19 protein-coding genes and 1 pseudogene are annotated in these 23,160 nt (G+C 68.6%); 13 read left to right on the top strand and 7 right to left on the bottom strand.

Going from position 1 to position 23,160, the window contains the following annotated elements:
• Window positions 1-204: 204 nt before the first annotated feature.
• The 5 genes from JKV81_RS05600 to JKV81_RS05580 all read left to right on the top strand — a co-directional run bounded on the left by JKV81_RS05600 (window position 205) and on the right by JKV81_RS05580 (window position 5,909).
• Complete coding sequence (locus JKV81_RS05600) at window positions 205-1,467, top strand: ABC transporter substrate-binding protein (protein WP_129266110.1); 1,263 nt, start codon at window positions 205-207, stop codon at window positions 1,465-1,467.
• An 11-nt stretch (window positions 1,468-1,478) separates the two neighbouring features.
• Window positions 1,479-2,450, top strand: coding sequence for a carbohydrate ABC transporter permease (locus JKV81_RS05595; protein ID WP_129266109.1), 972 nt, complete (start codon window positions 1,479-1,481; stop codon window positions 2,448-2,450).
• Window positions 2,451-2,455: 5 nt separating this feature from the next.
• Window positions 2,456-3,313 (top strand): carbohydrate ABC transporter permease, encoded by an 858-nt coding sequence (locus tag JKV81_RS05590; protein ID WP_129266108.1) that lies wholly within the window; start codon window positions 2,456-2,458, stop codon window positions 3,311-3,313.
• An 8-nt stretch (window positions 3,314-3,321) separates the two neighbouring features.
• Window positions 3,322-4,701 carry a GH1 family beta-glucosidase gene (locus JKV81_RS05585; RefSeq protein WP_129266107.1) on the top strand — a complete coding sequence of 460 codons (1,380 nt, stop codon included), beginning with the start codon at window positions 3,322-3,324 and terminating at the stop codon, window positions 4,699-4,701.
• Window positions 4,702-4,886: 185 nt separating this feature from the next.
• Window positions 4,887-5,909, top strand: coding sequence for a YihY/virulence factor BrkB family protein (locus JKV81_RS05580; protein WP_124275329.1), 1,023 nt, complete (start codon window positions 4,887-4,889; stop codon window positions 5,907-5,909).
• 28 nt (window positions 5,910-5,937) lie between these two features.
• Here the strand turns inward: JKV81_RS05580 and JKV81_RS05575 are convergent, their stop codons facing one another.
• Both JKV81_RS05575 and acnA read right to left on the bottom strand, forming a co-directional pair.
• Window positions 5,938-7,167: an ROK family protein gene (locus tag JKV81_RS05575; RefSeq protein ID WP_129266106.1), complete on the bottom strand. Its 1,230-nt coding sequence runs from the start codon at window positions 7,165-7,167 to the stop codon at window positions 5,938-5,940.
• 70 nt (window positions 7,168-7,237) lie between these two features.
• Window positions 7,238-9,952, bottom strand: a complete 2,715-nt coding sequence (gene acnA, locus JKV81_RS05570) for an aconitate hydratase AcnA (protein ID WP_124275327.1) — start codon at window positions 9,950-9,952, stop codon at window positions 7,238-7,240.
• A gap of 284 nt (window positions 9,953-10,236) precedes the next feature.
• Here acnA and JKV81_RS05565 point away from each other — a divergent pair, with 284 nt between their 5' ends.
• The 3 genes from JKV81_RS05565 (at window position 10,237) to JKV81_RS05555 (ending at window position 12,864) form a co-directional block, all read left to right on the top strand.
• Window positions 10,237-10,968, top strand: a complete 732-nt coding sequence (locus JKV81_RS05565) for a GNAT family N-acetyltransferase (RefSeq protein ID WP_129266105.1) — start codon at window positions 10,237-10,239, stop codon at window positions 10,966-10,968.
• A 15-nt stretch (window positions 10,969-10,983) separates the two neighbouring features.
• Window positions 10,984-11,184 (top strand): DUF4236 domain-containing protein, encoded by a 201-nt coding sequence (locus JKV81_RS05560; RefSeq protein ID WP_124275325.1) that lies wholly within the window; start codon window positions 10,984-10,986, stop codon window positions 11,182-11,184.
• Between the two features lie 150 nt (window positions 11,185-11,334).
• Window positions 11,335-12,864 carry a helix-turn-helix domain-containing protein gene (locus tag JKV81_RS05555; RefSeq protein ID WP_099176720.1) on the top strand — a complete coding sequence of 510 codons (1,530 nt, stop codon included), beginning with the start codon at window positions 11,335-11,337 and terminating at the stop codon, window positions 12,862-12,864.
• 298 nt (window positions 12,865-13,162) lie between these two features.
• Here JKV81_RS05555 and JKV81_RS05550 read toward each other — a convergent pair whose 3' ends face one another.
• From JKV81_RS05550 to JKV81_RS05540, 4 genes and pseudogenes are all read right to left on the bottom strand, one after another.
• A complete protein-coding gene (locus tag JKV81_RS05550; RefSeq protein ID WP_014153380.1) occupies window positions 13,163-14,752 on the bottom strand; it encodes a hypothetical protein in 1,590 nt (529 codons plus the stop codon).
• 102 nt (window positions 14,753-14,854) lie between these two features.
• On the bottom strand, window positions 14,855-15,352 hold the full coding sequence (locus tag JKV81_RS05545; RefSeq protein WP_014153381.1) for an ATP-binding protein: 498 nt from the start codon (window positions 15,350-15,352) through the stop codon (window positions 14,855-14,857).
• 516 nt (window positions 15,353-15,868) lie between these two features.
• Window positions 15,869-16,043: pseudogene (locus JKV81_RS36085) on the bottom strand (ATP-binding protein); the annotation flags it as partial.
• Window positions 16,044-16,328: 285 nt separating this feature from the next.
• Window positions 16,329-16,781 (bottom strand): hypothetical protein, encoded by a 453-nt coding sequence (locus JKV81_RS05540; protein WP_014153382.1) that lies wholly within the window; start codon window positions 16,779-16,781, stop codon window positions 16,329-16,331.
• A gap of 78 nt (window positions 16,782-16,859) precedes the next feature.
• On the opposite strand from JKV81_RS05540, the gene JKV81_RS05535 reads away from it, so the two are divergent.
• From JKV81_RS05535 to JKV81_RS05515, 5 genes are all read left to right on the top strand, one after another.
• Window positions 16,860-17,984 carry a DUF4062 domain-containing protein gene (locus tag JKV81_RS05535; protein WP_202075035.1) on the top strand — a complete coding sequence of 375 codons (1,125 nt, stop codon included), beginning with the start codon at window positions 16,860-16,862 and terminating at the stop codon, window positions 17,982-17,984.
• A 389-nt stretch (window positions 17,985-18,373) separates the two neighbouring features.
• Complete coding sequence (locus tag JKV81_RS05530) at window positions 18,374-19,540, top strand: N-6 DNA methylase (RefSeq protein ID WP_202075034.1); 1,167 nt, start codon at window positions 18,374-18,376, stop codon at window positions 19,538-19,540.
• 132 nt (window positions 19,541-19,672) lie between these two features.
• Window positions 19,673-20,842, top strand: a complete 1,170-nt coding sequence (locus JKV81_RS05525; RefSeq protein ID WP_158687101.1) for a restriction endonuclease subunit S — start codon at window positions 19,673-19,675, stop codon at window positions 20,840-20,842.
• Between the two features lie 41 nt (window positions 20,843-20,883).
• Window positions 20,884-21,783, top strand: coding sequence for a hypothetical protein (locus JKV81_RS05520; RefSeq protein WP_014153386.1), 900 nt, complete (start codon window positions 20,884-20,886; stop codon window positions 21,781-21,783).
• A 92-nt stretch (window positions 21,784-21,875) separates the two neighbouring features.
• Window positions 21,876-22,657 (top strand): IS5 family transposase gene (locus tag JKV81_RS05515; protein ID WP_372444073.1). Its coding sequence is split into 2 segments (ribosomal slippage): window positions 21,876-22,188 and window positions 22,188-22,657, totalling 783 coding nucleotides; the frame shifts between segments, so codons are not numbered across the junction.
• A 75-nt stretch (window positions 22,658-22,732) separates the two neighbouring features.
• Here JKV81_RS05515 and JKV81_RS05510 read toward each other — a convergent pair.
• Complete coding sequence (locus tag JKV81_RS05510) at window positions 22,733-23,053, bottom strand: hypothetical protein (RefSeq protein ID WP_014153387.1); 321 nt, start codon at window positions 23,051-23,053, stop codon at window positions 22,733-22,735.
• Between the last annotated feature and the right edge of the window lie 107 nt (window positions 23,054-23,160).

Raw genomic sequence — 23,160 nt, 5'->3', positions numbered from 1 at the left:
CGAAGCCCTCGACCAGCTCGCCATGGAACACCTCATCGGCGTCCGCTGACCCCACCCCCGGGCTCCCCGACGGTCACACCACCACCGCCGGGCAGCCCGGGAACGTCCCGCCGTGACTCCGCCGGATCCGCGCAGGGGCTTGACGAACATCCCGTGGGAGCGTTCCCATGGGCCCGGCCACCCTCTCACCGCAAGGGCACCACCGTGACAGAACCTTCCCCGGACGGGCGGACCGGACGCCGCAGCCGTCGCACCAGGCGGATCGTCGTCCCCCTCACCGTCGTCTCCGCGATCGTCGCCGGCACCGTTCTGTCGGGGTGCGGGCAGCAGCGGGACGAGGACGTCTACACCGTCATGAACTCCTCGACCGACGAGTCGTACCACCGCTGGGACGGTGACACCCTGGAGCGCTGCAGCAAGGAGCTCGGGGTCACCATCGAGCAGCAGAGCGTTCCGGCCTCGCAGCTGATGACGAAGGCGCTGCGCATGGCCTCCTCGAAGTCGCTGCCGGACGTGCTCCAGCTGGACGCCTCCGAGATGCCGACCTTCGCCGAGGCCGGCGGGCTGATCCCGCTGAAGGACCTCGGGCTCACCACGACGGACATCCCCGACGGGATCGTCGACTTCGGCTCGTTCGACGGGACGTACTACGGGGCCGCGCGCACGGTGAACACCCTGGCGCTGTTCTACAACAAGGACACCCTCGACAAGGCCGGTCTCGAGGTGCCCACCACCTGGGCCGAGATGCAGTCGACGGCGAAGAAGCTGACCCAGGGCAAGCGGTACGGACTGGCGCTCAGCGCGGGCGGCGCGGAGGACGGCGTCTTCCAGTTCACCCCGTTCATGTGGTCCAACGGCGGCGACGAGGCGAAGCTCGACACCCCCGAGGTGGCCGGGGCCCTGGACTACTGGAAGGCGCTCCTGAAGGACGGTTCGCTCTCCAAGTCCACGGTCAACTGGACGCAGGCCGACGTGAACGACCAGTTCATGGCCGGCAACGCGGCCATGATGATCAACGGCCCGTGGCAGGTCGAGACCCTGAACTCCAAGAAGGGCCTCGACTGGGGCATCGCCGAGATCCCGGTCCCGAAGGCGGGCGACGACTCGGTCGGGCCGCTGGGCGGCGGTGTGCTGACGGTGCCCAACACCGGTGACACCGAGCGTGAGAAGACGGCCGCGAAGATCATCGGCTGTATGTCGGGTGAGCAGGAGGAGATCTCCTACGCCATCAACAGCTGGATGGTCCCCGCCAACACCAAGGCGGCCGACATCTGGCGGAAGAAGACCCCCGAGCTGGCGGCGCTCGCCGACCAGGTCGCCACGGCCCGTTCCCGTACCGCGAAGGTCGGCGCGCGCTGGTCGTCCGTGTCGCTGGCCCTGCAGAGCGCCTTCCAGTCCGCGCTCACCGGCGAGTCCAGCGAGGCCGCTCTGAAGCGTGCCCAGCAGCAGGTCACGAGCGGGAACTGAGGTAACGAACCATGTCATCCACCACAGCCCCGGCCGCCGCGCCGCCCGCCGGGACGAAGGCCCCCGCGGCCGGTACGGCCGGCAGGCCGGTGAACCCGCAAAGCGCCAGGCGGCGCAAGTCGCTCGCCCAGTGGGGGTTCATCGCCCCCGCCGTGATCTTCATGGCGCTGTTCTTCGGCTACCCGCTCGTCCGCAACATCGTGATGAGCTTCCAGGACTACTCACCGTCCACGTTCTTCACCGGTGAGGCGCCCTTCAACGGCTTCGACAACTGGAGCAACGTCTTCGGCGACGGGCTGTTCGGCAAGGCCCTCTGGCAGACGATCCTCTTCACCGTCGGCTCGCTCGTCGGCCAGTTCTGCATCGGTCTGGCCCTCGCCGTCTTCTTCACCCGCCGCTTCCCGCTGAACGGGATCCTGCGCTCGCTGATCCTGCTGCCGTGGCTGGTCCCGATGGTGGTCTCCGGCATCGTGTGGCGGCGCATCTTCGACCAGGACACCGGGGTCCTCAACTCCTTCCTGGGCACCGTCGGCCTCCCCGGCGACACCCCGTGGCTGACGAGCACGAGCATGGCGCTGATCTCGGTGATCCTGGTGAACATCTGGATCGGCATCCCGTTCAACATGGTGATCCTCTACGGCGGCCTCCAGGAGGTCCCCAAGGAGCTGAGCGAGGCAGCCGCGCTCGACGGCGCGTCCGCCTGGCGTACGTTCCGCTCGGTCACCCTGCCCATGCTCAAGCCCGTCATCACCGTGGTGCTGGTGCTCGGCTTCATGTCGACGGTCAAGATCCTCGACCTGGTCCTCGCCCTCACCGACGGCGGCCCCGCCGACTCCACACAGACGCTCGGCACGCTCACGTACCAGAACTCCTTCGTCCAGATGGACTTCGGGGCCGGTGCCGTGGTCGGCAACATCCTGATCCTGATCTCCGCCGTCTTCGCGGTGTTCTACCTGCGGGTCAACCGCAACGAGGGGAAGTGACCGGCATGGCGACCACCACCCAGATCCCCGCCGCCCCGGCTCCCGCCGCCGTCCACCGGCCCGGGCGCCGCTGGGGTGCGACCGTGTTCGGCCTCGTCGTCCTCGCGGTCATGCTGTTCCCGCTGTACTGGATGATCAACACCGCCCTCCAGCCGGACGCGAGCCTGGTCGACGTGGGCCCGGTGCCGACGGGCATCGACTTCTCCGGCTTCACCTCGGCCCTCACCGACCAGGGCACCAACCTGCTGACCTCGCTGGCGGTGGCGCTGGGCGCCGTGGCGATCTGCCTGGCGATCTCCGCACCGGCGGCGTACGGCCTGGCGCAGTTCAACCTGCGCGGCGGCAGGACGATCGTCTTCGGCACGCTCATCACCCAGATGGTGCCGGGCATCGTCATCGCCAACGCCCTGTACAGCGCGTACGTGGACCTCGGCCTGGTCAACTCCTACTTCGGTCTGATGCTGGCGGACGCCTCGCTGGGCATCCCCTTCGCGATCGTGCTGATGCGCTCGTTCATGGTGTCGATCCCCCGTGAGGTCATCGAGGCCGCCGAGGTCGACGGCGCGGGCCGCATCCGTACGTTCGTCCAGGTCGTCCTGCCGATGAGCCGCAACTCGCTGATCACCGCGGGGCTGTTCTCCTTCCTGTACGCGTGGAGCGACTTCATGTTCGCGCTCACGCTGAACACGACGGACGACGTCAAGCCGATCACCCTGGGCATCTACCAGTACATCGGCGCGCACGTCGGTGACTGGGGCTCGGTCATGGCCGCGTCCGTGCTCTCGGCCGTGCCCGCCGCGGTCCTCCTCGTCCTGTCCCAGAAGTACATCGCCGCCGGGATCACCGGCGGCTCGGTCAAGTGAGGGTTTCCATGAGTGACTTCCCGGTCTTCCCGCCCGGATTCGTCTTCGGCGCGGCCACGGCCTCGTACCAGATCGAGGGCGCCGTGGAGGAAGACGGCCGCGGCCCGTCCATCTGGGACACCTACAGCCATACGCCCGGCCGCACGGACGGCGGCGACACCGGTGACGTCGCCTGCGACCACTACCACCGCTACCCGGAGGACGTGGCGCTCCTGCGTGACCTGGGCGTGGAGTCGTACCGCTTCTCGATCGCCTGGTCCCGGATCCAGCCGACGGGCAGCGGGGCGGTGAACCCCAAGGGGCTGGACTTCTACTCCCGGCTCGTGGACTCGCTGCTGGAGGCGGGCATCGAGCCGGCCGCCACCCTCTACCACTGGGACCTGCCGCAGGCCCTGGAGGACAAGGGCGGCTGGCGGGTCCGCGAGACCGCCGAGCGCTTCGGCGAGTACACGGCGATCGTCGCCGAGCACCTGGGCGACCGCGTGCCGCGCTGGATCACCCTCAACGAGCCCTGGTGCAGCGCGTTCCTCGGCTACTCGGTCGGCCGGCACGCGCCGGGCGCCCGGGAGGGCCGCGGCGCGCTGGCCGCCGCCCACCACCTGCTCGTCGGCCACGGCCACGCGATGAACGCGCTGCGCGCGGCGGGCGTCCGCGAGGCGGGCATCACGCTCAACCTGGACCGCAACGTCCCGGCCACCGAGTCGGACGCCGACCTCGCCGCGGTCGTCCGCGCGGACACCCAGCACAACCTGGTGTGGACCGAGCCGCTCCTCGCCGGCCGTTACCCGGCCACCGAGGAGGAGACCTGGGGTGAGCTGATCACCGGCCAGGACTTCCGCCGCGAGGGCGACCTGGAGCTGATCTCCCGGCCCATGGACTTCCTGGGCATCAACTACTACCGGCCGATCGTCGTCGGCGCCGCCCCGCACCGCGAGGCGGACCCGGCGCTGCGTGTCGCCACGGACAACCGGTACGCGGAGGGCACCTACCCGGACGTCCGCACGACGGCGATGGGCTGGCCCGTCGTCCCGGAGTCCTTCACCGATCTGCTGACCGTGCTCAAGCAGACGTACGGCGACGCCCTGCCGCCCGTGCACATCACGGAGAACGGCTCGGCGGAGTTCGACAGCGTCGAGGCGGACGGTTCCGTCCACGACGCGGACCGGGTGGAGTACCTGCGCACGCATCTGACGGCCCTGCGCGCGGCCATGGACGCGGGTGTCGACGTACGCGGGTACTACGTGTGGTCACTGCTGGACAACTTCGAGTGGGCGCTGGGCTATGCGAAGCGGTTCGGGATCATCCGGGTCGACTACGACACCCTGGAGCGCACCCCGAAGGACAGCTACCGCTGGTATCAGCAGCTGATCGCGGCGCACAAGGCCTGACCGGCACGGATAAGGCTCGCGGGCCCGGGACGGCCGGACAACAGCTGCCCCGGGCCCCTGTGCGTCTCCCTCAGGCCCCTGTGCGTCTCCCCGGGCCCGTACGGGTCACCGGTGACCGGCGGACCGTGCCCGGGCGAATCCGGCGCGACCGGTTTCCGTCCGGCCTGGGCGGTAACCGGACACCCATGGCACGAACACCGGAACCACAGGCTCAGCACACCCACGGCGGCCACGTCGGTCCGGACCCGGAGGTGGAGCGCGACGCACCCGACGGGCCGGCCTCGATGCCCAGGAGGTCGTGGTGGGCGGTACTCAAGCGCACGGTGGGTGAGTTCACCGACGACGAGCTCGCCGACCGGGCCGCCGCCCTGACCTACTACAGCGTCCTCTCGCTCTTCCCCGCCCTGCTCGTCCTGGTGTCCCTGCTCGGCATCGCGGGCGAGTCCGCCACCCGGCAGGTGATGGACAACCTCCAGAAACTCGCGCCAGGGCCGGTCCGGGACATCCTCTCCGGCGCCGTGGAGCAGTTGCAGGGCAACGGCGGCACCGGGTCGCTGATGGCCGTGGTCGGTCTGCTGCTGGCGCTGTGGTCGGCCTCCGGCTACATCGCGGCGTTCATCCGCTCCTCCAACGTCGTCTACGACATGCCCGAGGGCCGGCCGGCGTGGAAGGTGCTGCCGCTGCGCCTGGCGCTGACGGTGACCCTGATGGTGCTGGCGGTCGTCAGCGCCCTGATCGTGGTGTTCACCGGCCCCGTCGCCCAGAAGGCCGGCTCCGCCCTCGGTGTCGGCGGCCCCGCCCTGACGGCCTGGTCGATCGCGAAGTGGCCGGTCCTGGTCCTGCTCGTCATCATCATGATCGCGCTGCTGTACTGGGCCGCGCCCAACGCCCGGGGCCGGGGCTTCAAGTGGGTGACCCCCGGCAGCTTCCTCGCGCTGCTGCTCTGGATGGTCGCCTCGGCCGGCTTCGCGCTGTACGTGTCGCACTTCTCCTCGTACAACAAGACGTACGGCGCCCTCGCGGGCGTGATCATCTTCCTGGTGTGGCTGTGGATCACCAACCTGGCGATCCTGCTCGGCCTCGAATTCGACGCGGAGATGGCCCGGCAGCGGGCCATCGACGGCGGCCACCCCGAGGCCGAGGAGCCGTACGTGGAACCGCGCGACACCGCCAAGTGGACCGAGGAGGACCGCCGCCAGCTCGGCTGAGCCGCGGCCTCCGCACCGGCGTACGCCCTCATCGCAGGGCGTACGCCGCCGGGTTCTCCAGCACCTCGTGCACCACCCGGGCCGCCGCGCCCCGCGCCGCGTCGCCGGAGACGGAGGAGGCCCGCAGCCGGCTGCCGTTCTCGTGCCAGCGGCCGGACACCACCCGCGCGGTGAGCTGGGCGTCCGCGGACTCCTCCAGCCACGGCATGAGGCCGCGGTAGATCCCGCCGAGGACGACGGCCTCGGGGTCGAAGAGGTTCACCGCGCCGGCCAGCACCACGCCCAGCCTGTCCCCCGCCTCGCGCAGCGCCCCGAGGGCCTTCTTCTGGCCGGCCGCAGCGCGCTGTTCCAGCTCGGCGATCCCGCGTACGCCGGTGTCCGGGTCCATCCCGGCCGCGCGCAGCAGGGCGGCCCGGCCGGCGTACTGCTCCAGGCAGCCGTGCGCGCCGCACCGGCAGAGGGGGCCCTTCGGGTCGACGACGACATGGCCGATCTCCCCGGCGAAACCGTGGGCGCCGCGCAGCATCTCGCCGTTCACCACGAGCGCGCCGCCGACGCCGATCTCACCGGTGAGATAGAGGAAGGTGCGTACGCCGCCGAGTCCGCCGAACCACAGCTCGGCGAGGGCGGCCAGATTGGCCTCGTTGTCGGAGCCGACGGCGAGCGCCCGTCCGGCCGGGCGCAGTGTGCTGAGCGCCTGCCCGAAGATGCCCTCGGCGGCGACCCTGCTCCAGCCGAGGTTGGGTGCCTGCCGGACGACGCCGCCGGAGACGAGGCCGGGCAGCGCCAGCTCGACGCCGACCACCCGCAGCTCCTGCTCCCGCGTGGAGGCGATGACACGGTTGGTGAGCCGGGCGGCGTGGGCCAGGACCTCGGCGGGCGGGACGTCCCGGTGGTCGGTGTGCTCGGTGACCCGGACGCGGTCGGTGCCGGTGAGGTCGACGGCGCACACGGAGACGTAATCGATGTTGATCTCCACACCGAGCCCCGCCGGGCCGGTCCTGGAGAGCTTCAGTACGGTGCCGGGGCGTCCGGCCGATCCGCTGGAGGTCTTGCCGGACTCGCTGAGGCAGTCCAGCGCGAGCAGCTCCTCGACGAGTGAGGACACGGCGGCCCTGGTGAGTCCCACGAGGCTCGCCACCCGTGCCCGGGTGACCTCCCCCTCCGCGCGGACGGTCCGCAGGACCAGGCTGAGGTTGTGACGGCGCACGGACTCGTGTCCGGCCTTGGCCGCCGGCGAGGTGAGGGTGTTCTTCATCAGACCTTCGAGCCTAACGGGAGAGGGCCGCACCCACCGGGGTGCGGCCCTCGCTCACTTCGCGGTGCCTCTACTTGCGGATGAGGCTGCGGAGCACGTACTGCAGGATGCCGCCGTTGCGGTAGTAGTCCGCCTCGCCGGGGGTGTCGATGCGGACGACGCCGTCGAACTCCACACCGGTGTCGGTGGTGACCTTGACGGTGCGCGGCGTGGTGCCGTTGTTCAGCTCGGTCACGCCGGCGAAGGAGAAGGTCTCCTCACCGGTCAGGCCGAGGGACTCGGCGGTGTGGCCCTCGGGGAACTGGAGCGGGAGGACGCCCATGCCGATGAGGTTCGAGCGGTGGATGCGCTCGTAGGACTCGGCGATGACGGCCTTGACGCCCAGGAGCGCGGTGCCCTTGGCCGCCCAGTCACGGGACGAGCCGGAGCCGTACTCCTTGCCCGCCAGGATGACGAGCGGGGTGCCCGCGGCCTGGTAGTTCTGCGAGGCGTCGTAGATGAACGACACCGGGCCGTCGCCCTGGGTGAAGTCGCGGGTGTAGCCGCCCTCGGTGCCCGGCGCGATCTGGTTGCGCAGGCGGATGTTGGCGAACGTGCCGCGGATCATGACCTCGTGGTTGCCACGGCGCGAGCCGTAGGAGTTGAAGTCACGGCGCTCGATGCCGTGCTCCGTGAGGTACTTGCCGGCCGGGGTGTCTGCCTTGATCGCACCGGCCGGGGAGATGTGGTCGGTGGTGACCGAGTCGCCCAGCTTGGCGAGGACACGGGCGCCGGTGATGTCCTCGACCGGGGACGTCTCCATCGTCATGCCCTCGAAGTACGGGGGCTTGCGCACGTAGGTGGACTCGGAGTCCCACTCGAAGGTGTTACCGGTCGGGATCGAGAGCGCCTGCCACTGGGCGTCGCCCGCGAAGACGTCCTGGTAGGACTTGTTGAACATGTCCTCGCCGATGGCGTTCGCCACGACGTCGTTGACCTCGGCCTCGGTCGGCCAGATGTCCTCGAGGTGGACGGGCTTGCCGTCCTGGTCGACGCCGAGGGCGTCCTTGGTGATGTCGACCTTCATCGAACCGGCGAGGGCGTACGCGACGACCAGCGGCGGGGACGCCAGGTAGTTCATCTTGACGTCGGGGTTGATCCGGCCCTCGAAGTTACGGTTGCCGGAGAGCACCGAGGTGACGGCCAGGTCGTGGTCGTTGACCGCCTTGGAGACCTCGTCCGGCAGCGGGCCGGAGTTGCCGATGCAGGTGGTGCAGCCGTAGCCGACGAGGTTGAAGCCGACCTTGTCGAGGTACGGGGTCAGGCCCGCCTTGTCGAAGTAGTCGGTGACGACCTTGGAACCCGGGGCGAGGGTGGTCTTGACCCACGGCTTGCGGGTCAGGCCCTTCTCGACGGCCTTCTTCGCCACGAGCGCCGCGGCGACCATGACGTACGGGTTCGAGGTGTTGGTGCAGGAGGTGATCGCGGCGACGGTGACGGCGCCGTGGTCCAGCTCGTACGTCGTGCCGTCGGGGGCGGTCACGGTGACCGGGTTCGTCGGGACGCCGTTGGAGGAGGCCGGGGCGTCGGAGGCCGGGAAGGACTCCTTGCCCGCCTCCTCGTCGTCCGCGACGTAGTTGCGGACGTCCTGGGCGAACTGCGCCTTGGCGTTGGCGAGGACGATGCGGTCCTGCGGGCGCTTCGGGCCGGCGATGGAGGGGACGACCGTGGAGAGGTCGAGCTCCAGCTTCTCGGAGAAGTCCGGCTCGGCGGCCGGGTCGAGCCAGAGGCCCTGCTCCTTGGCGTACGCCTCGACGAGCGCGACCTGCTGCGCGTCACGGCCGGTCAGGCGGAGGTACTTCAGCGTCTCGTCGTCGATCGGGAAGATCGCGGCGGTGGAGCCGAACTCCGGCGACATGTTGCCGATGGTGGCGCGGTTGGCGAGGGAGGTGGCGGCGACGCCCTCACCGTAGAACTCGACGAACTTACCGACGACGCCGTGCTTGCGGAGCATCTCGGTGATGGTCAGCACGAGGTCGGTGGCGGTGGTGCCGGCCGGGAGCTCGCCGGTCAGCTTGAAGCCGACGACGCGCGGGATGAGCATGGAGACCGGCTGGCCGAGCATCGCGGCCTCGGCCTCGATGCCGCCGACGCCCCAGCCCAGCACACCCAGGCCGTTGACCATGGTGGTGTGCGAGTCGGTGCCGACGAGGGTGTCGGGGTACGCCTGGCCACCCCGGACCATGACCGTGCGGGCCAGGTGCTCGATGTTGACCTGGTGGACGATGCCGGTGCCCGGGGGGACGACCTTGAACTCGTCGAAGGCGGTCTGGCCCCAGCGCAGGAACTGGTAGCGCTCCTTGTTGCGGCCGTACTCCAGCTCGACGTTCTGGGCGAACGCCTCGTTGGTGCCGAACTTGTCGGCGATGACGGAGTGGTCGATGACCAGCTCGGCCGGGGCCAGCGGGTTGATCTTCGCCGGGTCGCCGCCGAGCTCCTTGACGGCCTCACGCATGGTGGCGAGGTCGACGACACAGGGGACGCCCGTGAAGTCCTGCATGATCACGCGAGCCGGCGTGAACTGGATCTCCTGGCTGGGCTGGGCCTGGGAGTCCCATCCGCCCAGCGCCCGGATGTGGTCGGCGGTGATGTTCGCGCCGTCCTCGGTGCGGAGCAGGTTCTCCAGCAGCACCTTCAGGCTGTAAGGGAGGCGCGCGGAGCCCTCGACCTTGTCCAGCCTGAAGATCTCGTACGACTCGTCGCCCACCTGCAGCGTGCTGCGGGCGTCGAAGCTGTTCGCCGACACGACAGTCTCCTTCTTCAATGTGCGCGTTCAACCGCGCCGCGCCTCATGTGCGGCCGGCGCCGCCTGCGGCCCCCACCATCCGCTAAGGTAAGGATTAGTTAGGTAACCCTTACCGAGCGGCGGCTGCGGTGCGCCTCGGCAGATATCTCGATGTCGAGATAACTCTAGTACATCGCCGCCGCGCGGTCATGCCCGGGCGTCCGTGTCCCGCGCCGGTCCGCGATGACGCGCGCGGCGGGACCGGTAGATTTCGACGCCGATCCACCCCCGTCCGGGAAGGCGCCGTGCACTTCACCACCACCTCCGAGGCCGTACGGGCATGGGTCCACGGCTGGGCCCTCTCGCGGGGAGCGGCCGAGCCGGACCCCGCGCCCTGGGGCTTCACCGTGACCACGGGCCCTCCCCGGCACGCCGTGAGCCACGTCCTGACCACCGCCGACGCCGCGACCGTACGCGAGGTCACCGCGGGCACGACCAGGCCCGGTGTCCGGCTGAAGGCGTTCGTACGGGCGGAGGCGCTCGCGCCGTGGATCGCACCGGGCTGGTCCCTCTCCGGCGAACCGGGCCACCTGATGTCGGCCCCGCTCCACTCCGCCCGCACCCCGGCCCTCCCGCCCCTCCTCCCCGACGGCTACCGGCTCCGCACCTGGACCCGCGACGGCGTGACCCACGCCCGGGTGTGCGCGGCCGACGGCACGCAGGCCGCGCGGGGCCAGACGGCCGTCACCGGCGCCACCGCCGTCGTCGACAAGGTCGAGACCCACCTCGCCCACCGGCGCCGCGGCCTGGGCCGCCTGATCATGCGCGCGCTCACCGACGCGGCCGCCGAACAGGGCGCGACGGTCGGACTGCTGGCCTCGTCGGCGGAGGGGCGGGCGCTGTACGAGGCGACCGGATGGCGCGTGACAGCCCCCTTGGCCAACGCCCTGCGGGGGCCGGGCCCGGCGGGACACCGACGCCCCGGATCACGGGCCGGCACGCATGACCCGGCGGCTTCGGGACAGGCGTACTCCTGACAGAGGAGGCACAGAATGCCGCTCACCTTCCGTAAGAGCTTCCAGATCCTTCCGGGCGTCCGGCTGAACATCAACCGCCGCTCGTGGTCCGTCACCTCCGGCGGACGGCACGGGCCGAGGCGGACCACGAGCAGCACCGGCCGACGCACCACGTCGATGGACCTGCCCGGCCCCTTCGGCTGGCGCAGGACCACCAAGCGCAGCCGTCGCAGCTGACTCACCCGTTCGGCGGAGCTCCGCACGCCGGGCCGCCGGGCGCGGCTGACCCTTCAATCAGGCGCCCGCCCGCGGTCCGGCACCCGACCGTCACCCGAACCCCACACCCCCGGCACGAGCGTCATCTCATATCTGAGATAGCGTGCAGACATGGAAGACGACTACCTCGCCCGTATCGGCAAGCTCATCCGTGACGCCCGTCAGCACCGTGGCTGGACACAGAGTCAGCTCGCCGAGGCGCTGGCCACGAGCCAGAGCGCCGTCAACCGCATCGAACGTGGCAACCAGAACATCAGCCTTGAGATGATCGCCCGTATCGGCGAGGCCCTCGACAGCGAGATCGTGTCGCTCGGCTACGCCGGACCCATGCATCTGCGTGTGGTCGGCGGCCGCCGGCTCTCGGGCTCCATCGACGTGAAGACGAGCAAGAACGCCTGCGTCGCGCTGCTCTGCGGGTCCCTGCTCAACAAGGGCCGCACCGTGCTGCGCCGGGTGGCCCGCATCGAGGAGGTCTTCCGGCTGCTGGAGGTCCTCAACTCCATCGGTGTGCGCACCCGCTGGATCAACGACGGCGTCGACCTGGAGATCCTGCCGCCCGAGCGGCTGGAGCTGGAGGCCATCGACGCGGACGCCGCGCGCCGCACCCGCTCCATCATCATGTTCCTCGGCCCGCTGCTGCACCGCGAGGACCGCTTCACCCTGCCGTACGCCGGCGGCTGCGACCTCGGCACGCGCACGATCGAGCCGCACATGATCGCGCTGCGCCGCTTCGGCCTGGAGATCGCGGCGACCGACGGGCTGTACCACGCGCAGGTCGACCACGAGGTCCGGCCGGACCGCCCGATCGTGCTGACCGAGCGCGGCGACACGGTGACCGAGAACGCGCTGCTGGCCGCCGCGCGGCACGACGGCACGACGGTCATCCGCAACGCGTCCTCCAACTACATGGTCCAGGACCTGTGCTTCTTCCTGGAGGCGCTCGGCGTACGGGTCGACGGGGTCGGGACGACGACCCTCACCGTGCACGGTGTGCCGGAGATCGACGTGGACGTCGACTACTCCCCCTCCGAGGACCCGGTCGAGGCGATGAGCCTGCTGGCCGCCGCGGTGGTCACCGAGTCCGAGCTGACGATCCGCCGGGTCCCGATCGAGTTCCTGGAGATCGAGCTTGCGGTCCTGGAGGAGATGGGCGTCGACTGCGACCGTACGGCGGAGTACGCCGCCGACAACGGCCGCACCCGGCTGGTGGACCTGACGGTCCGCCCTTCCAAGCTGGAGGCGCCGATCGACAAGATCCACCCGATGCCCTTCCCCGGGCTGAACATCGACAACGTGCCGTTCTTCGCGGCGATCGCCGCTGCCGCGCACGGCAAGACCCTGATCCACGACTGGGTCTACGACAACCGCGCGATCTACCTCACCGACCTCAACCGCCTCGGCGGCAGGCTCCAGCTCCTGGACCCGCACCGCGTCCTGGTCGAGGGCCCCACCCGCTGGCGCGCCGCCGAGATGATGTGCCCGCCCGCACTGCGGCCGGCGGTGGTGGTGCTGCTGGCGATGATGGCGGCCGAGGGCACGTCGGTGCTGCGCAACGTGTATGTGATCAACCGGGGTTACGAGGAGCTGGCGGAGCGGCTGAACTCGGTGGGCGCGCAGATCGAGATCTTCCGGGACATCTGAAAGCCCGCAAGAATGGCACCGTCACACCCCTTCTGACCTGCACAAATGCGAGTCAAGGTGGGGTGTGACGGAGTCCCTGGGACTTTTCTGGGACTTTGAACCAGGAGCAAGGGCTTCCGTGCACCGCGCTCTTCACGTGATGAGTATCGAAAAGACGTTGGCCTGGGCGAGTCACGGAAAAGCCCAGGTCAGACACCATTTCTCAGCTCGCCATCCTGCGTGTGGGTACCTGGAGCGTCAAACGAGCGTCACAGCCGACAGTCGGTGAACAGGCCGCCAAAGTGCCGGCCAGGGCCGACTACAGGTGCAGTCCCACATGGTTCACGATGAACCGCTTCTCCTCGGAGTCGAGGGCGAAGTAGATGCGTCCGACCTCGTTGGGCGAGACGGCGTCCCGTACCTTGATGTGCGGCAATCCGTCCCAGCGCTTCCCGTTGAACGTGAAATAACGCTTGTCCTTGTCCTTGCTAAGTTTCTCGTCGTTGGGCGCGAATTTCAGTCCGTGGTTGTCGTAGAACCACTGGGCCAGCCTGGGCATCTTGCCGGAATTGGAGTACAGGTCCATCGCAGCCTGCGCGAGGGCGGTCAGCCGGTCGGTCATCTCCTGGGGGTACGGGTAGCGGGAGTCCTTCCAGGCGCGTGCCGCTTTCGCCGTGAACACGATGTGCTCCTCCGACGCCTTGGCGAGAGCTTCGAAAGTGAGCACGGCATCCGATCCCAAAGAAGGGATCTCGCTCCAGGCATCGAATGTGGCCGCCCGCCCGCTCCCGCCCTTCGACAGGCCCAAGTACTCGTTCTTCCAGTAGTCCCGGTCCTGACGCAGGGCCTCAGCGGTGGCGGCATCGTCTCGCGCCTTGTCGCGTTCCTCCATGCAGCTCTGTGCCATGTCCTCCCAGGACGTGGCGTCCTCTTCGAGCTGCCGGACACGTTTCTGCAGGGCTTCGAGCTCGGCGGTCGTGTCTCCGGCGGCTTGGGCGCGCGACAACTGCTCCGCCGCCCTACGGGCTCCCGCGCGGTACGAAGCCTGCCGCGCACGTTCCCACGCCGTGTCACTGCCACGGGCGATGACAGAAAGATGGGCGAGCGACAGCATCAATCGCCGTTCCACGAAGGACGTCTGGGACACCTCCTCACGCGAGTACGAGGGGTGTTCCAAGCCGAGGTCGGGCCAGACCAGCCGGGCGCCACCGCTGGGTACGGCCAACTGCTCGTGGGTTCGCCGGACGGCTTGTGCAGTCACGTAGTTCAGGGTCACCACCTGGGCCAGGCCAGCGAGTTGGCCCGAAGCGTCGGCCGCCGCGCTCCATCCCGCCTGGTCCCTGGGATGTATCAGGAGAATGGGGAGCCGCGTGCGCAGCGCCAGGACATCAAGGAGTACGTCAGCATGGCTCTCCTCCCGGATCCTCTCGTACCGCCCCGTGGCGAGCTGGCTCAGCACCCGCACTTCGAGCTCCTGGTCGCCGAGCACCGCCCGCAGCAGGTTCGGGCGCTTGAGCTGTGGATCCTGCACCGGTGCTATCCAACCGTCGGGGATCTCCCTGCCCATGACGATCCTGAGCCCGCCACCGCCTTCCTCCCACTCGGAGACCGTGACCCGGGTGACGAACTGGGCCGGTCCAGTAGACAGCGGCTGATGGATGGTCATGCGCAGCGCGCGGGTGAGTTCGTCGCCCGCCACGGTCCAGCTCACTGTGCGGTCACCATGGCCGGGAAACTTGCCGACGAGCACCGCCCGGCCATCCCGGTCGAGTTCGGCCACCGAAGGTGCCGGTACGCGTCCGTGGTGGCCGAGCCAGTCGGCGAGATGGCCGCGAAGGCTCTCGTAGACGCGGCCCGGCTGCTCCTGGGCGGACCGGATGTCGAAACTGACGGCGTACAGCGCCTGCACGGCGGCTCCCCTCACCCCCGATGCCCTGGGCGACGACCGTTTCCCCCTCGAAAGCGGTCAGGGCACCGCTCGGAGAGCAACCCTAATACCGCTCCGCCCATGTCAGTAATGCCCTGGGCGGATCTTCGGGGCCGACCGTCCGGTCGACCGAACGCCATACCTGCTGGCCCCGACGGGCCCGATGAAACGGGGAGCCGTTGCGCACTCCGCCCGGACCGTCTTCCCGGGCCGGGAGTGGTCACGCAGGCGCCAGTCAGCGGCGAGCGCGTCAACGAGGAGCACTCTGCGGCCTCCGCCCTCGTCCGGATCGGGAGCCGGTCGCGCCAACCGGGCGAGGTGAAGGTCGGTCACCGCGATTCGGACGACGCCCAGGCTCTCGTTGTGGGAAAGGGGCGGGGCGAAGCCCCGTCCGGGGATGCCGTAGAGGACGGCGAGTTCGGCGACGAACGGGAGCCGGGCGAGGCTGGCTCGGTTCTCGACGACGGTGACACCGCGGGACTCGAGGTCGGTGCGGGGCTTGGAGACGACCGGAAAGCCGTGAGGGAAGGCGTCGCCGACGCCGGTTCCGTCCGGCCGGCCGACGATTCGGGTGACCGGCACACGTACCGCCCCCTCACATGCCTCGACGAGGCACCACCTGTTCAGGCAGGATTTTCAGCGCGGGCATGCGCGCTGCTTCGCTGGGCCTGCACGGGAGATCGCGCCCCCTCCTGATGCACGATGGTCACGCCACCCAGCTACCGACCCACGGCGGCGGGCCCGGGCTCTCTCTGGGTGTCCTGCCCCGGCGCGACCTGCACCGCCATCGCCACGCCGCAGGATATCGGTGACCTCGTCCTGAAGTGCTCGGACCGCCCTGATCGAACGTCGTCCGGCCGACCCGGACCATGACACGCGCCGCCTTCTCGTAGCTGCGCAACCTGTTTCCGGGAAGCCGCCCCAGGCGCCGGCCACGCCGGACTCCAGGACTACGTCGACCACCTCGCGGCCCGCCTGGACGACCCGCACCGACGACGCGACGCTCCTCGCCCTGCGCCGAATCAGCACGTAGGGCAGGGGTAACGCGCGGGAAGAGGGTCCGGCCGAGGACCTCGGCGGCGACCTCGATGTACCGGCCGGAAGGCGGCCGTGCGGGGCGGCGTTGGCAGCGACTTCCGCGACGAGCAGCGCGGCGGTGTCAGATGCCTCGCTACCGTGCGGCACGCCCCATGCGTCGAGCTGGTGCAGCAAGAGCCGACGGGCGAGGTGCGCGCCACGCTCGCTGGGTGGAGCTGAACCGCTGGAGAAGCACAGCCGCGACGGATTGCGCATGGCCGGTCGTGGGAGCGGACGAAGAAGCCTTCTGGCGGAGCCAGGAGCAAATCCCGCAGTCCGCCTGAACCAATCAAGATCGGACGCTACGAAACTCGGGGCAGCTCATTCAGAGCAAGGGAGTGCTGTGGAGACAACCTGGCGGTGCCGCGAAGAACCAGAGCGGATCACGGGGTCCAGGCAGGCAGTGCGACAACTACTGCTCAGGCGGCAGTTGACCGCACCAGAGCGCCGCACGTGTGTTGTGCTCCTTCTCCCTGAGTCGTCAGGCGACAATCACACAGACGAGAAGGAGGGCGAGCCCGTAGAGGGCTATAGCGAGGTGCAGCCCTACCCACAGGCGGTGAAGCCGAAGCCGGTGCAGCCGGGGAAACGCGCGGTAGTGCGCCGCGCGTGCCCGGGCGAGCCCTTCATCGGACCCCAGCACGCCCCGGTCCGCCAGGTCTCGGGACAACGCCCGTGCCTGGGTGAGGTGGTAGGAGGCCCGCTCGTAGTACTTGGCCACCGCCACAGCCCCGTAGACTCCAGTCGTCGCGACGAAGAGGCACAAAGGCAGAACGTTCAGCGTGAACTTCTGCTGGACGATCAGACCGCTCAGGGCTGCCGTGACGATGAGCAGGAGGTTCGTCAATGTGGAGCGCTGGGTCTCACACTGCCGCAGTTGTTCTCGGTGCTCCTTCCAATAGGCGCGTATCGCCTCTTCCGACGTCTCGGCCATCAAACCCCCAGTTGAATGCCGGCACCAGCCACCCAGTTCGCCTCACAGCAGAACCCTCAGCAGTGGAGACACCGTAACGTGAGGATCTTCATCAGTAGCGCCCGCAAGGGTCTGGAGGAGGAGCGTGACGCCCTTGACGGGCTGGTCCGCGCTCTCGGTCACACCCCTGTCCGGTTCGAGGACTTCTCAGCTCAGACCACGCCGAGCCGGGAAGCCTGCCTGAAAGCTCTGTCGACCGCCGACGCGTGCCTCTTCCTCCTAGGCCCGAACTACGGCCACGTGTTCCCCGAGACGGGGCAGTCAGCAACCCATGACGAGTGGGTAGCAGCCCAGCAAGCAGGTATGCCCCGCCTCGTCTATCGCAAGCTGGACGTGACCTTCGAGCCCAATCAGCACGCGTTCGTACGCGTAGTGGAGGCGTACGCCACCGGGGTATTCCGCGACAGCTTCCGCACGGCCGCGGATCTTCTCCCTAAGGTCGCCGGGAAGATCCGGGAGCTGGAGTCGGGCCCGTCCCCCCTGGCCTTCGCCAAGCTGGCCCAGCCACCCGCCCTGCACTGGACCCTTGAGGAGGGCACAGGCGGTCTGCAGACCGCCGGCGTGACCACCCTTTTGGAGCTGCACGTCCTACCGCTGGACTCTGCTGGTTACTCAGCCAGGGAACTGGAGGCGCTCGGCCAATCGCTGACGGGCCGTATACGCGCGACCGGTATGGTCGAAGACGATGTCCCCCTAAACTCTTCCCGGCCGCAGGGCCATATGGCCGTCTCCGTCCCTGCCAGCCGCCCCCTTACGTGGGACACGCCCCGCCCGGGCCAGCTCGTAGAGGTCCGCCTGTACAAGACGGGCCAGCTCTCCACCCGGGCCTTGCTTCCCCAGGACAGTATGGGGCCGATCCTCGATTCCAACGCCCTGCCCAAGCAGATCGCCGAACTGCTCAGGTTCACCATTGCGTTGAACATCATCAGGCAGGACTGCATCGTGGTGACTGCTGGCGTGTCGGAGCCCGCAATGACCAGCATCGATACCTTCGACCCACGTCAGTCACGGCGCACAGCCAGTCTCGCCGGTTTCGGCAGGTCGTTCGCCCTGCGTACCGAACCCGACGAGTCCGTCACCCTGGCGGCCCTGCAGGCCGGAGCCGAGGAAGTTGCCGAACATCTCGCGCGGGGACTGATCGCGCACCACCCCTCCGCTGCCTGAGGTCGTTTCGACAGCAAGCGGGCACGGCCGAAGCCTGCACTCGTGTGACGCTTGACAAGGTCCGAATCGGCTTGGCGATCGACGCCCTCTTCTTCCAGCGACTGACGCGGACGGTCGACCTACTGAGCACACCACCCCGCCCGGGCCGTCCAGCCGAGTTCCACCGCGTGAACCATGTACCGGACGGAAGGGTGCAGGTCAACGCCAGTGTCACTTCGTGTCTCCGGGGCCGCACGGGCCAGTCGCGCCCCAGCCTCGACACCGCTGCCCGAGTCGAAGGCGCGGACCGGCCTCCGTACCCGTCGCGCCTCCGTTGGCAGGGCATGATCAGACGCGATAGCCTGCCGGGCTGCCTTGTTGCGGAAGGCGGCAGAAGGGACGGGAGCCCCATGCCGAATCACAGGTCCGACATCGCCGAGGTTCGTGCCGCGATGCGTGCCGTCGGCTACACGATTCTGCAGGTAGAGCCGCGGCTTGAAAACTTGTCGAACCTTCGGCCGGATGTACTGGCGTGGGCGTCGAATGCCGACGGGGAACTCGTGCCGTGGGCGGTTGTCGAGTACAAGAAACTCAGGCAGCCCGAGCTCGTCCTTCCCTCCCTGGCGGGCAGCCGGGACCTGCTGGGTACGCTCGAGCACTACGCGGTGATCAATGGGCAGTGGTTCAAGGCCGACCGTGGTGTCCGTTCCTTGCAGCCGGTCGACGGCCCGACTCTGCCCGAGCACGGCTCGCAAGGCTTGGTCACCGACCGGTCGCTGGCTACCTCCCTCCTGGTGCAACGTCTGTGGTTCGAGGCGGACCGTCTCCGCAACTCCGGGGTCTCAGCCGACCGGTACTTTCCTTCCGGGAACGTCCTGACGTCCTCCCGAAATGGGAGGCCGGGTATCGAACTGCCCGACGGTGGGTTCGTGCCGGTTCGGGCAGACGTACTCTGGCGCGCGAAGCGGGACGCGTTGACCGAGTTCGCCTCTCGTGGCAGACACCGAGAGTTCAGCTCACCCCGAGTGGTTGCCTCCGCCGTTTCGGCGCTGGTGGAGAAGCATCTGGCTGGCACCGTCTTGGATCCGTTCTGCGGAACCGGATCGTTCCTCTGGGCGGCCTTGGACCATGCTGCGGAGCAAGGCGTCGCGGCGGAGTTCATCGGCTACGAGTTCGACGCACAGCTCGCCGAACTCGCGGAAGGGATCGGTCGGGACGCGCCGAGGCACGTGGTGATCGAGAAGGGCGACTCCTTCCAGAGGGGCCTCGCGGATGCCGACGTCGTTGTCACGGCGCCGCCTGTCGGTCTCTCCCTGGCCGACCGCCACCTTCTCCTGGACGGATCGACCACGTCCGAGGGCTATGTCGCAGCGCTGGACAAGTGTGTGCGGGCGCTGAAGCCCGGAGGACGCGCTGTCCTGCAATATCGCTCACTCGTTCACCTTCGCGGACCGGTACGCGGCGTACAGGATGTTCCTGGCCGAGAACTTCCACGTAGCCGCTCTTATCGGGCTTCCGGCAGGAGCGATCACGGGCACCGGTGTCCGTTCTGTTCTCGTCGTCATCGACCGCACTGAGCCCGCGGAGACGCTGGTCACCCATCTCGGTGAGGACTGGGAGACGCAACTCGGCCCGGAAGGTCCCGGGCTGAACGCCGTCCTGGAGTTCGTCGACGCAGAAGACGACCGGCCACGTACCGCAGGACGGTCATGAGCAGCTTCTTGGCAGTTGACCTGCGGGGCGAGGCCGACTGGGATCCAGGACGCCTGGTTGGTTCCACCTTCGCTTGGCCGACAGCGGCGCCGGTGGTCCCATTGCGGGAACTAGTTACCACTGTCCGGGCGGGGAGTGTCGCGACCGCTGGTTCCCCGGTCATCGCGCCCGCTGGCCTGGTGGCGCGCACCGGGGCGATTCGGCGCCGGAGCACCAAGTACCAAGGCAAGGCATTCACAATCGGGACGCGCGGCCTTCGGCGTGGTGATGTCCTGGTGCCGCCCTCGCCGTCCGGGCCGGCCGTTCTTGTCGACGACCAGCTGAACGGCGCGCTCCTCTCATCCCGGTTCATAGCCCTCCGGCCTCTCGAACCGGTGCTTTCCCGGTGGATCTGGGCCGTGTTGAACTCGCCGGCGGGACAAGCTCGCCGGGCGTCGCTGGCGACAGGTACCACCATGGCGTCCGTGAAGATGCCGGATTTGCTGGAGATGGGCGTGCCCCTGCCGCCCCTTGTGGAGGTCCAGCGGCTCGACGGAGTGCTGGCTTCGATCGAGGCGAAAACACATCGCGAGGAGGAGCCGTCGGAGTCGACGTGGTGGGTCACGGCCGACCTTCGGCTCCGGGACGACTGGGGGATCATGCTCGCCACTCCTCGTCCCGAGCTCCTGGAGGACGGCGAACCGCTCGGTTCCTTCGTACGCGAGATGAAGCCGTCCCGCTCAACCCGCAGCTTCGAGGTGCCGACAGAACTGCCGGGCACGCTTCCGGTCGTGGACGTAAGTGTCCTGGGGGGCCGTCCGACCCGGCGATGGGCCGCGCCGCAGTCCACCGCCGTCACCCTCATCACCCCGGGCGACCTCCTGATCTCCCGCGTGGGCGAGTACTCGTACGCCACCGTCGCACAACGCCCGGCCGTCGCGGATCCGGGCATCTTCGTCCTCCGGTTGCGTGACCAGTCACAAGGACCTGCGCTCGCGCACTTCCTGAACGGGCGCGAGGGGCAGACCAGGAGGCGCATGTTCTTGCGGGGCATGACGGTTCCGTCCTTGCGGAGGGCGGACATCGCGAGATTCCCGATCCCTGCAGAAGCCCTCGAGTTCGAAGGGGACGTCGATCCGGACGTGGGGTTGGCGGACCAATTGGAGCAGGTCTTGTGGACGGCATGAGCTGCACGCTTTCACCCCTCGTCTAGGCGGAGTTGTACCGGTTGCTTGCCGCGGACAAGCAGTGGTACGACGACATCGAAGAGCGGCTGAGCGAGATCGGGTACGCCCCCGCGTGGCTGAGTACCGCTGCCGACGCCTACGACGAGTACTGGGCGATGCAGCTGGAACTGGCCGGTGCGGAAGGCGTCGGGAACATCTCGGTGGGGAGTTCCGAGCATGCCCTCCTGGCTACCTGGATACTGGCCGGCCTTCGCAACACAGGCGACGACAACACGCTGAGTTCGGCGCTCAGGGCGAACGTCTTTAGGCGTGCGATCAGCGAGGTCCCCGACCTCAAGATGCCCCTGCCATCGGTCCTCAACCCGGTCATATATGGGTGGACTTTCGGCACAGTCGTCAGCCTAAGTTCGACTGACGTACCGGTCGAACCCGTCGCTCCGGCAAGCATGCCTGACGACGATAACCTCGTCGCGGCGTACCTCGGGCTCGTCAACCACGTTCTTGCGCTGGAGGGCATGGCCGAGCCGTGGCCCGAGATGATGCAGACGTCCACTTACTGGCGCGGTTACGGGATCGCAGAGGCACTGAAACCGGGGGCCGGGGATGGCGGCCGAGCACTTCTGGAACTGCTAGTGGAATCGCGGCCCTTGCTCTCACAGCCAGTCTTCTCCCAGCTCAACAATCACTTCAGCCGCTTCGGGGCACGCAGGAACACCCTGTCACACGTCACGGACGATGCGCGTCGTCCAGAACGATTCGTGGAAGTTGTCGAGGACACGCACGGCTGGGAGCACCTGCGGGTGACCCTCCGTGGGCTCACGCAGTTCGTCTGCCAGGAGGTCTCTCGCCACCTGTACGAGGAAGACCCACCACCGGCTCTTCGGAACGATCCGTGGAGCTACCTCGTGCGGGAGATGCCTACGGAGTGGTGGGCTTACTGATCGTTTCAGAATGAGTTGAGCTGTGGGTCTTGCGCTCGGGTGATCTTGGTCGGCAGGGTGTTCCGAGTGCGTGCTGATCTTGTTCGGATGACCTGTGGGACCGGGTGGCTCCGCTGCTGCCGTCCGCTCCTGAACGGCGCCGTCGCCACCCGGGTCGACTTCGGGTTCCGGACCGGGCGGCTCTCGCGGGCGTCATGTTCGTACTGCGGACCGGTGTCGCCTGGCGCGATGTCCCGGCCGAGACCGTGGGCTGCTCCGGGGTGACGGCCTGGCGCCGGCTGCGGGACTGGACCGAGGCCGGCGTCTGGCCGCGTCTGCATGCCGCCCTCCTGGCCGAACTGCGCCGCGCTGACGTTCTGGGCCTGGACGACTGCGCCGTGGATGGGTCACATGTCCGGGCCCTAAAAGGGGGGATCACGTCGGTCCCTCGCCTGTCGACCGTGGCCGTCCCGGCTCCAAACACCATCTGATCGTCGACCGCCACGGCACACCGCTTGCTGTCACGCTCACCGGTGGGAATCGACATGACGTCACCCAGTTGCTGCCGCTGCTGGACGCCGTCCCAGCGATTCGGGGCCGGCGAGGACGCCCCCGCCGCAAGCCCCGTCGTCTGTATGCCGATCGAGGCTACGACTTCGACAAGTACCGCCGTCTGCTGTGGAAGCGCGGCATCAAGCCGATGATCGCCCGACGCGGGGTCGCACACGGCTCCGGACTGGGAAAGGTGCGCTGGGTCGTCGAGCGCGCCTTCGCCTGGCTGCACCAGTTCAAGCGACTCCGCATCCGCTACGAACGACGCGCGGATCTACACCAAGGTCTCCTCGAACTGGCCTGCAGTCTCATCTGCCTTCGCCGACTCCGAACCTCATTCTGAAGGATCAGTGATAGGCGACATGCCGGAGGTGGTGGCAGGTCGGCGAAGTTGGTTCCTGCCCTTGGGCGGCTGAACTCAGGGGAGGTCGAAGGTGACGCCTCCCGAACCGTCCCAGTCCGGCGCCTTCGTGAGCGTGAGAATTCCATCCTCTGCCTCGAAGACCCTCACCAAGATCCCGCCGTTGTCCTCGCCGGTAAACACTATGGAGAAATGGGGGTCCATCTCCATGAGGAAGTCCCAGCCCTCACGCTGGGTCGTGTCGAGGGCGTTGGCATGCCGACCGGTTGCTCGCCACGCGCCGACCGCGTCGACAGTGACGGTGATGTCGTACTTCTCAAGACACGTCGCGTGATTGGCCCACCATTCGAGGCGGGCCTGACCCGCGAATCGATCCATGAGCACACTATGCACGGCGGCCAGGCTGGACGGGCGAGTCTGTGCGGCTGCTGGCCGCCGTGGGGGTGGGGCAGGCTTGAGTCAGAGCTGCAGGGCCGGACAGGCCC

The sequence above is a fragment of the Streptomyces silvae genome (assembly GCF_016745505.1).
Classification (GTDB): Bacteria; Actinomycetota; Actinomycetes; order Streptomycetales; family Streptomycetaceae; genus Streptomyces; species Streptomyces silvae.
The sequence above is the reverse complement of the archived record's forward strand: the minus strand, read 5'-3'. Positions and strand labels throughout refer to the sequence as shown.

Bases quoted from the DNA above. Each gene is read 5' to 3' on its own strand.
- JKV81_RS05595 (WP_129266109.1), top strand. From the start codon at position 1,479: ATGTCATCCACCACAGCCCCGGCCGCCGCGCCGCCCGCCGGGACGAAG.
- JKV81_RS05590 (WP_129266108.1), top strand. From the start codon at position 2,456: ATGGCGACCACCACCCAGATCCCCGCCGCCCCGGCTCCCGCCGCCGTC.
- JKV81_RS05585 (WP_129266107.1), top strand. From the start codon at position 3,322: ATGAGTGACTTCCCGGTCTTCCCGCCCGGATTCGTCTTCGGCGCGGCC.
- JKV81_RS05580 (WP_124275329.1), top strand. From the start codon at position 4,887: ATGGCACGAACACCGGAACCACAGGCTCAGCACACCCACGGCGGCCAC.
- JKV81_RS05575 (WP_129266106.1), bottom strand. From the start codon at position 7,167: ATGAAGAACACCCTCACCTCGCCGGCGGCCAAGGCCGGACACGAGTCC.
- JKV81_RS05560 (WP_124275325.1), top strand. From the start codon at position 10,984: ATGCCGCTCACCTTCCGTAAGAGCTTCCAGATCCTTCCGGGCGTCCGG.
- JKV81_RS05555 (WP_099176720.1), top strand. From the start codon at position 11,335: ATGGAAGACGACTACCTCGCCCGTATCGGCAAGCTCATCCGTGACGCC.
- JKV81_RS05540 (WP_014153382.1), bottom strand. From the start codon at position 16,781: ATGGCCGAGACGTCGGAAGAGGCGATACGCGCCTATTGGAAGGAGCAC.
- JKV81_RS05530 (WP_202075034.1), top strand. From the start codon at position 18,374: ATGCCGAATCACAGGTCCGACATCGCCGAGGTTCGTGCCGCGATGCGT.
- JKV81_RS05525 (WP_158687101.1), top strand. From the start codon at position 19,673: ATGAGCAGCTTCTTGGCAGTTGACCTGCGGGGCGAGGCCGACTGGGAT.
- JKV81_RS05510 (WP_014153387.1), bottom strand. From the start codon at position 23,053: ATGGATCGATTCGCGGGTCAGGCCCGCCTCGAATGGTGGGCCAATCAC.